This is a genomic window from Trichocoleus sp. FACHB-40, from assembly GCF_014695915.1.
Taxonomy (GTDB): Bacteria; Cyanobacteriota; Cyanobacteriia; order Cyanobacteriales; family FACHB-T130; genus Funiculus; species Funiculus sociatus.
On record NZ_JACJPF010000041.1, the window covers coordinates 169,191 to 183,958 of the forward strand.

Here is a 14,768-nt window from a genome sequence, read left to right on the forward strand (position 1 = left end):
AAAGTGCCATTCGACTTTGACGTAATAGGCAAGCATAGCACCCGATGAGATATGCCTAGACTATAAGTTTTGCTTTTGCGCGATCGCGCTAGATAGAATCTAGCAATGGCTTTGCAGTCTAGCTACTACCTACAGGTGTGCTTGACAGTTGTTCACCGATCGCTGACAAATAACAACTACTTAATGCGACTACCATTAGTCTGACATAGCTTCTTTAATAGTTCTAGCTCAACTAAGCTTAAATCCCGCCACTGTCCGGGGTCTAGACCAACAATACTCAGATGAGCGATCGCTACCCTCACCAGTCGCAACGTCGGAAACCCCACCGCCGCCGTCATCCGCCGCACTTGGCGATTCTTTCCCTCAAACAAAGTCATCTCTAACCAAGCTGTCGGCACATTTTTCCGAAATCGAATCGGCGGATCTCTCGGTGGTAGCGATGGTTCTGCTGGCAACAACTTCACCTTTGCCCGTCGCGTCCGGTAATCTTGAATTACCACACCTTGACGCAAACGCTCCTGAGCATCTTCATCCGGAATCCGTTCCACCTGCACCCAGTACGTCCGAGGATGCCCAAATCGAGGATTACTCAAACGATGCTGCAACTGTCCATCATTAGTCAACAGCAGCAATCCTTCACTATCCCAATCCAAGCGACCCACCGGATAAACCGAGGGAACGGAGATATAATCTTTCAGCGTGCTGCGTTTGTGCTCAGTTGAACTATTGTCTGTAAACTGAGTCAAGACGCCATAAGGCTTGTAAAAAATCAGATATCGGTACACGCTAATTTATGATTTCAAGTTTAAGATTTTAAATTGTAATTTCTTCAGTTAATTTTGATCCGAAAGCGCACGAAACCAAAGTTATTACCAGCAATATTAGAAATATTACCTAAATTTACAATTATTGCACCATCAGGATTACCTTGATTAGGACAGGCATTACCCGCAGCCAATGGAGCAAGAGATGAGAAAAATGTCCCTACGTCAGCATCCGCTAAGTTAGTCAAAGAGGCACTTATTCCTGCTCGATTCACCAAAATACCTGCACCAGGACTAAAACTATCAGAGATAAAAGTTGTTCCAGTGGGAATCGCATCGCAGAATCTGACATTATTAACTGGGCTACCACCATCAGATAGGAAATAAATCGTGTATTCTACCTCATCACCACTTATTAAAGGTGTATTTCCCCCTAGCTTTGGAACTCCCAATAACAGTTGAGCAAAGTTAGGAAAAGCTGTTTCATTGGGGTCGGCAGGTTCGGCTGGGACAAAGTTAGCGTACTGCGTTGCATTTACTCTCGTGATTCTCTTCACCAACCGCAGACGCGCGGGACCACCAGCAGCTACTACTAGCTGTGTTGGGTCATTGTTTCCACCACCAGTGCCTTGATTTAAGTCTCCTGGCCCTGACACCGCATCGGTAGGATAGGAACTACCGGGAGGTAATCTCCCTCCATTTAATGTAGCAAGGGCTTGGTTGCTAATCGACGTTCCAGCAGCAGCTACCACTTGGACGCGGAACTTGATTGTCACCCTACCCCCGCCTGCACCAAGTTGCCCTGTGGCATTAGGATTGCTCAGATTAGTGTCTGTTGTACCGTTGAAATTAAAATTAGCTGTCACAGTTGTATTGTTGTTGGCAGCAGCAAAACCGTTAGTAGCTGTAAAAATATAACTGCCCGGTACGAAACTCAAACTGTTAGGCAAGGGGTCAATTACTAGAAAGCTACTAATTACGCTGGTGGAGTTATTGTTAGTGTAAGTAACGGTGTACTCTAATATGTCCCCGTTGGTGAGAGAGCCGCTGCCATCCGCGTCTACGGCTAAACGCACCGATTTGCTGCCGGAGGGATTCAAGGGAGTAACAAAGTTGATAATCGTCGGGTCGGCATTACTATCATTAGGTTGGTTCACATTACCGCCAGAGGAGACACTTCCTGGAGTGCCGGGGTTAACTCCAGAACCAGGCCCAGTAGGATTAGTAGAGTCACTGGCATCGGTCAGTACCGGATTACCTCCATCCCCTGTGTAATTGACGCTGCCCAGGTTAGCAACTGGACTAGCACTGTTAGGCAGAATCCGAGCGTTAAAGGTGAGAGTTGCTCTAATACCAGGATTTAGCGTTCCTGGTTGGGTAAAGGTGACGGAATTGCCAGTGCCATTAAAGCTAGTGCTGGGCAAGTTGGGGGAAAGCGCAAAGCCTGAGTCAATAGTTACCGTGTTAGAACCATCTCGTAACACCTGCAATTGAGTAGGGATGGTGTCGCTAATTACTACGCCTGTGATTGCTGCTGTATTGCTGCTGGGATTTTCGACAATAATGGTGTATTGAATATCATCGCCAGCGGTGAGCGTTCCGGTGTTGTCGTTGTCTCTCAAAAAGCGGACGGATTTGAACGTTATCGGACCGATATTAACCGTTGTGGGGTCATTAGCTGTATTGTTGGATTTATTAGGGTTATCAGGATCGTTCGGATCGTCTCCAGGTGTGGTAACAGTAGCAGAGTTAGTAATATTTCCTGTCGCTGCACTGTCCACATTAACTCGCAGAGCGATCGCTGGCAAATTTTCGCCTGGTGCTACAATACCGCCAGTGTAGGTACAGCTAACAACTTGCCCCGACGCCGAACAACTCCAATTGGTGCCAGTGGCAGAGACAAAACTCAGTCCGGCGGGCAGCGTATCTTGTACTGTGACAGTGCCTGTGGTAGAACCAGATGTAGGCAAGTTTCTCACGCTCAAGCTATAAACTCCTTGCTTACCTACAATAAAGGTGCCCGTGTGAGTCTTTTCAATCGCTAGATCGGGAGCAATCGCAGGTAGGTTGGTGGCATCTGTAGCGCTGTTATTGTCTGGAGTCGGGTCGGTTAGACCGGAGTTTGGTGGTAGCTGAACGCTAGCTGTGTTTTCCATGCTTCCCGTCGCCCCAGCTTTCACCTGCGCTGTGACTGTAAAGGTCGCTGTACCGCTAGGAAGCAAGTTTACAGTTGTGTTAATATTGCCACTGCCAGTCGGGGCATTGCAAATAGAGCCTGCTGTGGCGGTACAAGCCCATGTGGCATTTTCAAGTTGAATCGGTAAGGTATCGGTCACGCTGGCTCCGAATACGCCTGCCGGACCGTTATTAGTTGCCACAATAGTGTATGTAATGGTATCGCCTGGGTTGGCAATGTCCAAGTTATCGGTTTTGGTGATGCTCAGATCCGCTACAGGGGGAACTAAAGTATCAATTCTCAGGCTTTGAATTTCATGAATATTTGTAAATGTTCCAGTTGAAGAAGCAAAGCCAAACCTCAACGTAGGAGGGAGAGTTTGGTTAACTAAGTTATTTCTACTGTCTTGTGTAACGTTATTACTCAAATCATAAGGCGGAACAACAAGTTGATATCCCGCACCAAAATCTATTTCTACAGAGATTTTGTTATCTGGTGTCAGGGTAATTTTGGCTGTTCTTTTAATTACCCCGTCTCCAGCGTTGCGATCGGTAATAAATGTAGCAGCGAAGTCTATATCACCCAGATCGCCACTTCCGGTTAGGTATTCATAACCGGAAGCTTGATTTCCTCTCAAAGCTACTGAATCGGGTACTTGAACATTTCCACTGACTTTACCACCTACACGACCTTCGTTGTTATTGGAATAGTTGCCAAATTCATCAATTCCAACTCCCACATAACCACCAGCAATGCCCGGCCCGGCATTAGCACCAGTAGTGTTTGTCCCGTAACCTAGGGAGCCACCAAAAGCTCCAGCTTGTGTAGGTATTGGCTGTGAGCCATCAAGTAAAAAGAAATTAATTCCATCTGCGCCTACTTCACCACCGTATGAGTAGAACTCGAAAGAAACTACCAGTCCTTGATTTGACGGAACCAGTTGATTGTAAAGAACAAAACCAGCTTGATCGTTCTTGGCAGGAGTAAGTCTGAGCGCCCCATTTCCAGGCGAATCGTATATTGTCCCATTAGTAGCGCCAACAGGAGCATTAGTAGTAGTGATGGGACAACCAGGAATAAAACCAGAACCTGAAGTAGGTGGAGATGCCTGCAAGGGTGCTGCTGTTAGGCAAGGCGGATCTGAGACAGCATTTCCTATACCAAATGACCAGTTTGTATTGACAGGATTGAGAGTTGAGTTCTTAAAATTTTCATCAACTATAATCGTTTGAGCTGATACCTGCGAACTACTGGCTGCTAATAAGAAAAGCGCGCTGCCAGCGATCCAGAACAGATGCGGGAAAGAAAAAAAGGCTTTGAGAGGTTGACCCTGTAATTTCACGTTTGCTTGTTATGAAGGAAAACCTGAAAGGAAAATTGCCGAACGTAATTGAGATTTTTTTTTCTAGGAATAGGAACTAATCGCTTTATAATTTCACGTGGTAATCGACGCATTAATTAATTTTGACGCGGAAGCGAGTAAAACCATAATTGCTACCCGTTGCATTGGAAATATTGCCAAAATTGACAATTACTGTCCCATCAGCATTATTTTGGCTAGGGCAAGCATTACCCGCAGGCAAAGGAGTTAAAGGCGAGAAAAATGTCCCTTCATCTGCATCTAAAACATTAGTTCGGGGAGCAACAGTCCCGGATTGATTCACGGAAATTCCGGCACCAGCTCCAAAACTGTCAGGGATAAACGTTGTCGCAGCGGGAACCGGATCGCATAGTCTGACATTGTTAGCGATCGCAGTACCATCAGAAAGGTAATAAATGGTGTATTCCACCTCATCGCCGCTTTGCAAAGATGTCTCAGAGGCTAACTGGGAAACTCCTACTGGTGACAATTGCGACCAGCCAGCAGCGTTATCATTGTCATCAGTTGGGTCATCCACAAAGCTTACAAAGTTAACCCCGCTAAGCGGCACACCACCCCGACTAATTGATGTAATTCGCTTCACCAAACGCAGACGCGGGTTTCCAACATTTCCAACTACGTTGACTACAGTCGGTTCATCATCCGCAGGATTAGGAAGGTTCCCCTGGTTATTACCGTCATCTATGACTTGAGGCAAATCGCCTTCATTTTGCGTCGCATCGCTGACAGATAAATCAACGGTTCCACCTGTAGATGTAGCAGTAGCTTGGTTGAGAATCTGTGTACCAGCTGGCGCTGTGATCACTGCTTGGAACTTGATAACCACCTGGGAGCCATTTCCCCCTAAATTTCCCAAAGATGTTGGGTTAGTCAGGTTCTGGTCAGTTGTGCCGTTGAAATTAGGATTTCCTGTCACCGTTGTTCCAGCACCAGAGGCGGTAAAGCTGTAACTCCCTGGAACGAAACGCAACTTACTGGTGTCGATGCGGTCAGTCACTAGCAAATTGGTGACTGGAGTAGGAGCGCCATTAAAGTAGGTGATGGTGTATTCAACAGTATCCCCAGTGGTGACGGAACCGCTAGCATCTGCGTCGTTGGATAGACGAACTGATTTGATGCCAGTGGGCGTGACTGGGTTGGGTTGAATAGTTGTAGTATTGGTTGACGTGTTGTTGTCAGGATTGGGGTCGGTGACATCATTAGGTCGCGTAACCGTTGCCGTGTTGGTCAATTCTCCAGATAGGGTAATGGGAGAGATGGCACCTTGTACTGTGAAAGTGGCAACAGCCCCGCTATTGAGATTTACCGTAGTGTTGATAGCATTCCCCGTACCGCTAGCTTGTCCGCAACTACCAGTACCCGTAGTAATGGCGCAAGTCCAAGTTACTCCGGTGATTTGAGCGGGAACAGTGTCTGTCACTGTTGCTCCGGTTACGTTAGAAGGGCCGTTGTTGGTGACGGTGATGTTGTAGGTAATGGGACTCCCTGCAACGACTGGGTTAGTTGTAAGGCTTTTTTGAATTTGCAAATCGGCTGCTGATATCCTGATGCCTGTTGTAAGATCAGTGACTGTAGAGGGGTAGTATGTCCACGTATCAATACCTCTGTCATTACCAAAGAGGTTAGTAAACCCATGAGCGCCATTAATACTGGAAACCCCTCCCAAAGCGTTTACAGGAGTGGGCGCTCCAGCAACTTGTTGATTATTAGTTAAAGGAGCGTCGTTATAGTAGACCTCAAAAGGATTGGGAGCCGGTAGTGTTGGCGCAGCTGGCTCATTGAGTCGTTCGATAATCAGACCTTCCGGGTTGTTTTCTGGGTCTAGAAACGGAAAATGAATTTCACCCGCACTGAGTACAATTTGCGCTCCGTAAGGGATATCTCTAGCAGAAACATTCACTCCATTGGCATCTAAGCCATCCCAAGGTACAGTGTTGACCCCAGGCTCTGCCACACCAACCAGTACGCGATCGTTGGCGTTGCCGTATGTACTGTCTCCATTGAGATCGAGAACAATTCTGAAACTGCCCTGTGAAGGGGTGTTAAAGCTGAAAGTACCTCCCAAGGGGTCAGTAGTACCAGCTTGACCGCTAGTCCCCTCTGTGCCTGTAAATGTAAAATCAGTGGGAGTAGGGGGTGCCACGGCTGGTGTTAGTAGCCATGTGCGACCGCCACTAGCTGGACTTATGGGCGCTTCCAGCGGCAGGCTTGGACTGGGCCGATTAAAGAAGATTTTATAGGTGACATCCGTCCCGAAATCTGGCTGATCCGGGTTATATACGTTACTTCCTGCAAGCGGAACAGATTGGTAAATTGGACCGCTGGTTGGATTTGCTGTGAAACCTTTGTTATTGGCAAAGAAGATAAATCCAAAAGGGTCGAGACGGTTCAGGTCGATTCGGTAGAGATAACCTTCATCGGTGAGAACAAAGCCTTGGGCATCGAGACTTTGCCCATTATCTCCCAGGTTGAGAGACAGATAATTTGCATAGGCTCGACCGGGGATAGCTGTATTTCCGTTGGCGACTGTGACATCCCAAGCTGTCACCACACCAACATTGGGCTGAGTCCAAGGCTCGTCAGCATTGCGTGCGGTTGGGTTGTCAGCATTGCCAATGGCATTAGGATTTGGGCTGATAAAGTCAATTTCCCAAATTCCCGCTCCTGCTTCTGTAGTCTGAGTTGGGGTAATTATACAGGGAGTGTAACCTACGGGATTGAGGGGGGCTGGACCTGCAAGCTCTTGCGCTCGGTTGACAATCTGACCGACTGCACCACAAGAGGTAAAAGTAGTCCTATTGGGCGGTCTATATTCGATCCTGCCACTTGTTCCTATACCGGCGGCACTGGAACCAAGATAGATTGTTTCTCCTGGATTCGCGTAAACTCGAATTCTGGTTCGACGCGGGATAGGAGTACCCAGAAAAGGATCGTTTCGATATTCTAAAAATGGGCGAGCGCCTGTGTTGTTGGTCAGTTCCCGACTGCCTTCAGCATATGCAACTTCACTACCAGCACTAATGGCACAGATGGCAAGGGCAAGGCTACCGCAAAGGCGACTCCAGCGGCTAAAGGGAGTTTGATTTGTTGGGGAATGCGGGTAAAGTTTCAACATCAAACTAACAGTTTCCTCACACTTTGTCTGGCAATATCATCAAAAAGTACAAAGCTCTCATAAAGAATTATTTTTTTCTTTTGCATGAGAGCATGAGAGCCTTTTTCCTACTCCAACTGCAAATCTTGTTCTTGAACAAATAGATCGATGCCTCTAGCATCTCTGAAGATAAATTCGACGCGACGATTACGGGCATGATCTAGACGGCTTCTGCCAATTACTCGCGGCTGACTTTCACCCAAAGCGCGAATTGTCATTCGTTCTGGGGGAATTCCCTGACGCAGTAAGTAATTTCTCACAGCGATCGCGCGTCGATTTGATAAGTTCAGATTATAGGCATCGCTGGCTCTAGGATCGGTGTGTCCCCGAAGTTCAATGACGATTTGGGGATTTTCTCGTAAAACTTGGGCAATTCGGTTGAGAATTCTGGCACTCTCTGGACTCAGGGTGGCTTTATCGAGGGCAAAGTGTACGTTGGTTGGGACGCTAATTCTGATTGGTTCTGGCGGTGTGGGTTCTGGTTCTGGTTCTTCCGGCGGCTGCTGTACTACAGGCGGGACAGGCTCGGTGGTACATTGAGGAATTGTCCCCAGTCTGCTTCGCAAGATATTCCTGCTGGTGAAGTTGGTGGTGGAAGTGAGGTTTATCCGGTCGCCGCCTGGTGAGACAATTTCAGCATTGGCGGCGGCTTCAGAGGTGCCGAATTTTGGGATAGTAGTGATCGCGCTTACTAATTCCCCTGGTTGCATCTCCACACTGGCGCTAAATTTCCCCTCTTCATCCGCTACAACTCTAGTCAGGGGTTCGCTTAAAGGGCCATAGGATATCCCGGCTTCTTTCTGAACCCGATAAATTGACACCTCTGAACCCGGATCGGCGGTGCCTAAGATATTAGTTGTAGTACCCACCGTATAAAATTCCGAACTTACAAATTGCGGGGGATTTATGGCAGAGTTACCTGTATCAAGACGGCGATTTTTGGAATTGCGTAGTGGGTTGGGCCCGTCTCCCCGTTGGTAGGCTTGTACGTTCACATTTTCCTGTGCTACTAAGTCAATGCTTAGGCCCTCTAAGTTATTAAAACGATTGCCTAGGATGATGTTGCGATCGCTCTTAGGATAAGCCGCCACTACAACACCAGGGCCAGTTTGATTGCTAATTTGGTTATTATTCACCTGGTGGCCATCTCCCATCAGATAAACTCCTGCGCGACGAAAGCGGCGACCATTATATGTAATCTGGTTATCGTTAATCTGCGCTGAGCCTTCCGGCTTGAACAAATAGACACCACTACCATCGTTTCCGCAAATCAAATTTGAGTTAATTTGAGCTTTTTCAATCTCCCCTTCCAATCGGATAGCATCCGGCATCCCAGCAATTCCATTACCAACAATGATGTTTTCTGCAACTTGCAAATTGTTGGCTTTTACAGCGCTAATTATCCCACTACCATCGTGGTAAGAAATTCGGTTTCGTCGGATTGTTGTTCCTAAGCTGTTAAACACATATACCCCAAATGCCGAAGTAGTTTGAGGAACTTTTTGATCTAGTGGAATCCCTAACCAGTTGTTCTCAATTACTACATTTTTTGGAGCATTTTCCGGTGTCTGTTTTCCTTGATCGCCAACAACAGCAACAGACTCAGGACTATCAATGAAAATATCTGCTGGTGGTAAAGTGGCAGTAGCCTCAAGACGGGACGTGAAACCGTAAAGACTCAAACCGCGAATTGTTACCCCATCAGCAACAATTGTTAAGCCGCGAAATACCTCTTGATCGGCTGCGGGAGTTATTGTAATCGAAGGAATTGGAATTGCAATTTCCGCAGTTGCAGATTTTTCGGCATCATACCCCGGTTGGGTTGTACCATCTATCACCAATCCCGGAGAGGATAGCGGTGGCAAAACGTCAACTAGGCGGATAGTAGTTTCTGCGGCTGGCAAATCAAAGGCAATTAGCGAACTATTTCCAATAGGTGAAACCAGCGTTTGTTCAGTTGTACTCAGGCGCTCTAAGGGCAACGTTCCATTGGCAATCTCAATAGCTTCGCGCAAAGTAAGAGCGCTATCAGGATTGACTGCTCCATCCCGATTACTATTAACAACAATCCTAAAATTTGCTGTTTGAGCAGTTCCAGTGAAAGGCAAAAAGCAAAAGTAACTCGGCAAAAGAAAGAAGGTAAAAATAGTTTTCTTTTTCATGTTTCTTTTTACTCTTGACTTTCTGTTGCTACAGGTTGTACCAAAGATTCTTGCTGCTGGGGTGGTGCAACTTTTTGTCGTCCAAAGCCGCCAAATAGCTCGTTTACCTTCAGCGTCAAACCGAAATAAATCCCACCATCCGACCGATAGCCGCTAAAATCGCGATCGTCCACACTACCAAAGCTATATCCCAACGAAGCTCGTAAATCAGGCGTTACATAATAACCCGCTTCTACAGCAAAACCTGTTTCGTTGAAATTCACATCCGGCTGACCAATCCAGCGTCCTTCTCCCGCTACATCCCAGCGGTAGCCCAATCGATAAGTCACCCGCATTTGTGTTAAAAACACGGTGGAAGAATTGCTGAAGTTGTTGGATAAATAAGTTTCGCTTTGGCGCACCGCCCCTTTACCGTAAAATTCCCACCGCCAGGAAGGAGCATATATCGCTTCAGCAGCAAAAACGTGATCTGTGTATCCCGTACCAGTTCCTAACAGCAATGTTTCAGGAATTGTCGAAGGATTGCGGCGATATTCATAGCTGAGTAAAGCGTTAAATTTATCCGAGACTGGGTTGCGGTAAGCCATGCCCAGCTTGATATCTACCGTGTCTCCCAATGCCCGTAATAATTGGTTTGCGCCATTGGCTTGTTGATAGCGGAACAAAGCAGTTAGAGAAGGTGAAAGTTTCCCAGCAGCACCCGCAGCGATAACAGTATTGTTACCACCAGATCCGGTACGATGTTCGACGCGGGCGGAGGCTTGGAAGTTGGGGTTATCAGTGTATTCGAGTCCCACACTGTAGGCATCGCCGCCGACAATCCCTAAAGCAGATGCACTTTGACCTGTGGCATAGGGTTGGGCAAATCGTTGTCCAGCAGCAGTGCGCCCAAACTGGTCGCTGAAGATATGCTCGTAACCGAGCAGGACTCGCAAACCTGGGGCGATTGCCCAGGTATGATTTAAACCGACGGCTCCCTGACCAGTGATGCTGTTGAAGCCGCTAATAATCGAGTAGCGACCTGTGATGGAGGTGTTTTCGCCTATTTTCTGTTCTACGATTGTATCCAAGCTGCTGATCGAGTCGCGCCCAAATACTCTTGTATTTACAAATTGGTGCGCGAGTCGCAGGCTAACGCCTTCCATTACCTCGTAGTCGAGTCCGAAAGTAGTGCGGTTGGGATAAAGTGGGTCGCTGTCGTCCAGGTTTAGCTCGTTTTGGGCGCGGAAGGTGAGGGCGCGACTCAGGGGAATGTTGGCGCGGGAGACGATTTGGCTGGCATCACTGTCGAAGGTATCGCCAAGACGATCGTCGCGGGAGCGATTGACGTATTCTAGGCTGAGATCGGCAGCACCAAATCTTTGCAAAACCCCTGCGCGGATGGTGGTGAGGGAATTATCGACTCGTTCTCCGGGGATGGGTTGGGGTTGGGGATCGAAGATGTCGAAAAAGTTGATCCTTTCGGCGGGAGCAATACCAAAGTTAATTTCGTGGTCGTAGCTGGCACTTACTTGGGTGGTGGTAGTAACTTGGGTCGCGATGCTAGCGCCGTATCTGGTTTGTCCGGGGGTGAAGCTGGTGGTGGCGTTGTTGGCAAAGCCTTCTTCCACCGAACGGTAATAACCACGGGCTAAGATAGTACGAGCGATCGCGCCATATGCTTCCAATCGATAGGCATTTCCTGTCACATTTCCCAAAAAGGGATTGTTGTTCCTTGAGTGGGCATATTCCCCAACAATTTGCCCGTCTTTGCCCAAGGGAACTAGGAAATCTGCCCCATACAGTTCAAAATCTTGCGCCCCTTCGTCTTGTCGCCAATAACTCGCCCCCAGCCAACTTTGTTGCCCAAACTCTTGTGAGAAATTGTATTGCAACCGTCCAGCATAGATATTCGTGCTGTCGCCTGGTGTAGCTTCATGCTGGTAAGTCACCACAATTCGCCGTACCTGAGTGACACCAAAGGGGTCAAACTCTGTAGCAAAGACGGGACGGCGGAACAGCAGTGTCCCCCGGTCGTAGTCAATTTCGTAGTCTGCACCGCGAAATAGTTGTTTGCGCGATGTAACGGTTCCGGGGCGATTAATTTCCTCTGTTTCTACAAAAACATTTTCGCTGCCAGGAATCAGCAGGCGGCGGGAGAGAAAGTAATAGCCGCTAGTGCCGCTGGGAGCAATGGTGTCTCGCTGGAAACCTTCGACATCCGGGCTATACAGGGCAGTAATTTGTAAATTGCCCAGGTTGTAGTTGCCCTTGAACCCGTGCAGTTGACGATTAGTGGCGCTATATAGTTGGGAGGCGCGGGAAAATTCTGTGGTATTGTAGTCGCCCCACATCCCATAGTCTGGTTCGGAACCCGGAACTGGAGAAGTACGTTCCATCCGCAGATAGACGCTATCTGTAGAGGGGGTTAGATAATCGACTGTGGAGCTATCGCCGTAGACGGGATATTGTTGTTCGCAGAATTGGGGGCCTCGGAATAGGCGGGTGATGCCATCGCAGGTTTCGTTGAGGTTGCGGGCGCTATTATATGCTCCTGTAAATAGCCATTCCCCGACTTTCCCTGTGGCGAAGACAGCAGCACTCAAATCAATGCCCATGCCTTCGTCGATGGTATCGGGGTCGAGGAAATCACGACGAGAACCCCAGTAATTTGTACCTCTAGAGCCAATCCGTAAATTTATCACGCCCGAAGCTATGGAGGGGCGCAGGTTGGTAATAAATTCTACCTGGGTAAAAGTTTCTAATTCATTGGTGTAGTTTGCCTGTTTAGTGGGTAATAAGTAGTCGCTTTGGGTAGGTAATCCTACTTGAGGATTGATTGGGCGATCGCTTTGTCTAGGTAATCCACCAACTTCAGGACTGATGGCTCGATTTTCAGTCAAAGGCGGCAATGCTGTTGGTGTGGAGCTATTTTCTTGCGTCCGATTGATTTCCTCGATCCGTTCTCGTTTCTCTGTGGTAGTTGTGGCAGCACGAATGCGGACTTTTTGAGCTTCCAATCCGGATTGCAGTTCGGCGGCAAATTGTCCTTCCTTGGCAACGACCTGAAATCCGGGTAGGTCTTTGTCGTCGTCAGCACCGATAAATTTACCCGCACTGGCAGTTAAAGTTACTACCGCATCTTCGCGGATTAATTCTCCGTTTTCATCGGTGATTTTGCCTTCCAGCTTAATTGTGGAACGACCATCAGCGCGAACGCGGGCATCTCCCACTGGAGATATTTGTATGCGCTCAGTTGTGTCTTTAACATTTAGTTGGAGAGTAACTGGCGTGCCTTGTGCAGCTTGGATTGCGATCGCGTTCTCGCCTTTCTCCAAAGGAATGTTATACCAAACCTGAGTAGTGATATTCTGTGCCTCGTTTCGCTCAACACTAGAGCGAATTTTAGGATCGAGAGGCTTTTTGTTGACGGTGACTTGTATCTGAGACTGGGAATTGTACTGAACTACAAGGTTAGTGGAACGCGCTCCTATTTCTTTACTCTTGGGGGCAAGAATCCGGACTTCTGTGGGTGATAAAGTGCTTTCATTGCCGGATTCTTCAGCTTGAGCATTAGTTTGCGATACAGATTCCCTCAGTTCACTATTAGTTGGCGCTTCCTTTGTAGAATCCTGTGTTTCCTGGGGTATCGGGTTGCTAGGCGATTGGGATTGAGCTAACTCTTTAACTTCTGTTTGATTTCCCTCTTTCCCTTCAAAACGCGGGGAAGATAAAGACGCTTCCTGCAAAAATTCGGGTAAAGCCGCGGGTGTTGCAGCCTGCGTTTGTTGAGGTAGAGATTCACTTTGCAATAGCAAGTTTAGCGGTAGCGCTGCTGTGTCTGACCCCTCCCCAATCGCTTGCTGAAGTCCGTAAAGAGGCAACGTTTGGGGTAAATTCTCTGCTGGTAAGACTTCTAAATTCTCTGTTGTCGCTTCTTCGGTAGCCGTCTCCTCAACAATGGGAGAGATATCTGAATCCTGAACCTCAAACTCTGAATCTTTCTTTGCTCCGTCCGAAGATTGTACAGGTAGTTCATCAGCCTTAACAGATCGGGGAAGCAGAAAATAAACTGTAAAAACTAAAAACAAAGAAAAGGAAGAAAAGATTTTTTCTTTTGCTTTGGCATGATTGCCTTTTGCCTTATTCATGGCTGCCCCTCGCCATACGCGGGTGTCACTCCGAAATTCATTCTTACCAGTCCTCCTGGTTGCAGCTGCACCAAGCGAGACTGACTATTGCGCTCAATAAAGCGTTTGTTTGGAGCCAGCGTGTATCCCGGCAGACTGGTTAAGTCCAGAGTGCCTGTACGATAACCGGATAGCACATTGGCTAGAGAAAACAGCCCATTCGGATCGGTAGTGATGCGGTTGCCGTCATCCATAAAAATCACGGCATTTGGCACTCCAGGCTCTCCTGGCTGCTGTTCGCCGTCAAAGTTTTTATCGACAAATACCCGCCCAATTAGGGTGCCACAGTCTGATAAAATTCCAGGTCTAATGCGTAGCTGATGCGTGGCAATGTTGCTTCTGGCTTCCTGAGCTTGATTTTTCCCGTCACCCCGCACTGCGTCTGGTGTTACTACGGCGGCATAGACAATGTTCAATGTCTCATTGGGAGCCAATCTGGGATAAATAAAGGTAATTGTCCGGTTAGAGGTGCTAGCTGGCTGTAATGTTACTGGTGTAGTTGAGCTGCCAGTAGACAGAGAGCCTTGCAAAGCTTTGGGCAAATATTGCAAACCGACAGGCAGTTTGTCTGTGATGACGATGTTGCTGGCGGCTGCTGTACCAGTGTTTTTCAGCGCGAGGCGGTAAATAACGGTATCGCCCGGTTCAGCTGCCGCGCGATCGCCTGTTTTAATCAACTCTAGTACAGCTTGTCCTGCTGTAAGCGTTGTTTGATTCGATTGCACGCCGCCTGGTGGCAGATTGTCACCATTAGCGGAAGCTGAATTTAAGATTTCAACTGAGCCAACAGGTAACGACTGATAGGCAATCGAACAAGTCAATATGACTGTTAGAGGTAGGTAGATACGCTCTAACAGATTTAACAGGTATTTCATCAGCAAAGATAACTAAATAAAACACCCCATTGCTGGACTGTTCAAGAATTTGAGGCGTAGATTACCTGATGATTTATAACAATAAAA

At 47.7% G+C, this 14,768-nt stretch carries 6 protein-coding genes; all 6 read right to left on the bottom strand.

Annotation, left to right across the window (positions count from 1 at the left end; all coding sequences use genetic code 11):
* Window positions 1-176 precede the first annotated feature (176 nt).
* The gene (locus tag H6F63_RS07265) at window positions 177-791 is read right to left on the bottom strand and encodes a pseudouridine synthase (protein ID WP_190636211.1); all 615 of its coding nucleotides are present in this window, start codon (window positions 789-791) and stop codon (window positions 177-179) included.
* A 38-nt stretch (window positions 792-829) separates the two neighbouring features.
* Window positions 830-4,282 (bottom strand): isopeptide-forming domain-containing fimbrial protein, encoded by a 3,453-nt coding sequence (locus tag H6F63_RS07270; protein WP_190636126.1) that lies wholly within the window; start codon window positions 4,280-4,282, stop codon window positions 830-832.
* 112 nt (window positions 4,283-4,394) lie between these two features.
* Entirely contained in the window at window positions 4,395-7,436 is a 3,042-nt protein-coding gene (locus H6F63_RS07275; RefSeq protein WP_190636128.1) for a DUF11 domain-containing protein, read from the bottom strand.
* Window positions 7,437-7,543: 107 nt separating this feature from the next.
* Window positions 7,544-9,637, bottom strand: coding sequence for an OmpA family protein (locus H6F63_RS07280; RefSeq protein ID WP_190636130.1), 2,094 nt, complete (start codon window positions 9,635-9,637; stop codon window positions 7,544-7,546).
* An 8-nt stretch (window positions 9,638-9,645) separates the two neighbouring features.
* A complete protein-coding gene (locus H6F63_RS07285) occupies window positions 9,646-13,767 on the bottom strand; it encodes a hypothetical protein (RefSeq protein WP_190636132.1) in 4,122 nt (1,373 codons plus the stop codon).
* The gene (locus tag H6F63_RS07290) at window positions 13,764-14,681 is read right to left on the bottom strand and encodes a DUF11 domain-containing protein (RefSeq protein WP_190636134.1); all 918 of its coding nucleotides are present in this window, start codon (window positions 14,679-14,681) and stop codon (window positions 13,764-13,766) included. The genes H6F63_RS07285 and H6F63_RS07290 overlap by 4 nt, the downstream gene beginning before the upstream one ends.
* Window positions 14,682-14,768 lie beyond the last annotated feature (87 nt).

Coding starts and splice junctions, on each gene's coding strand:
- H6F63_RS07275 (WP_190636128.1), bottom strand. CDS start 7,436: ATGTTGAAACTTTACCCGCATTCCCCAACAAATCAAACTCCCTTTAGC.
- H6F63_RS07285 (WP_190636132.1), bottom strand. CDS start 13,767: ATGAATAAGGCAAAAGGCAATCATGCCAAAGCAAAAGAAAAAATCTTT.
- H6F63_RS07290 (WP_190636134.1), bottom strand. CDS start 14,681: ATGAAATACCTGTTAAATCTGTTAGAGCGTATCTACCTACCTCTAACA.
- H6F63_RS07280 (WP_190636130.1), bottom strand. CDS start 9,637: ATGAAAAAGAAAACTATTTTTACCTTCTTTCTTTTGCCGAGTTACTTT.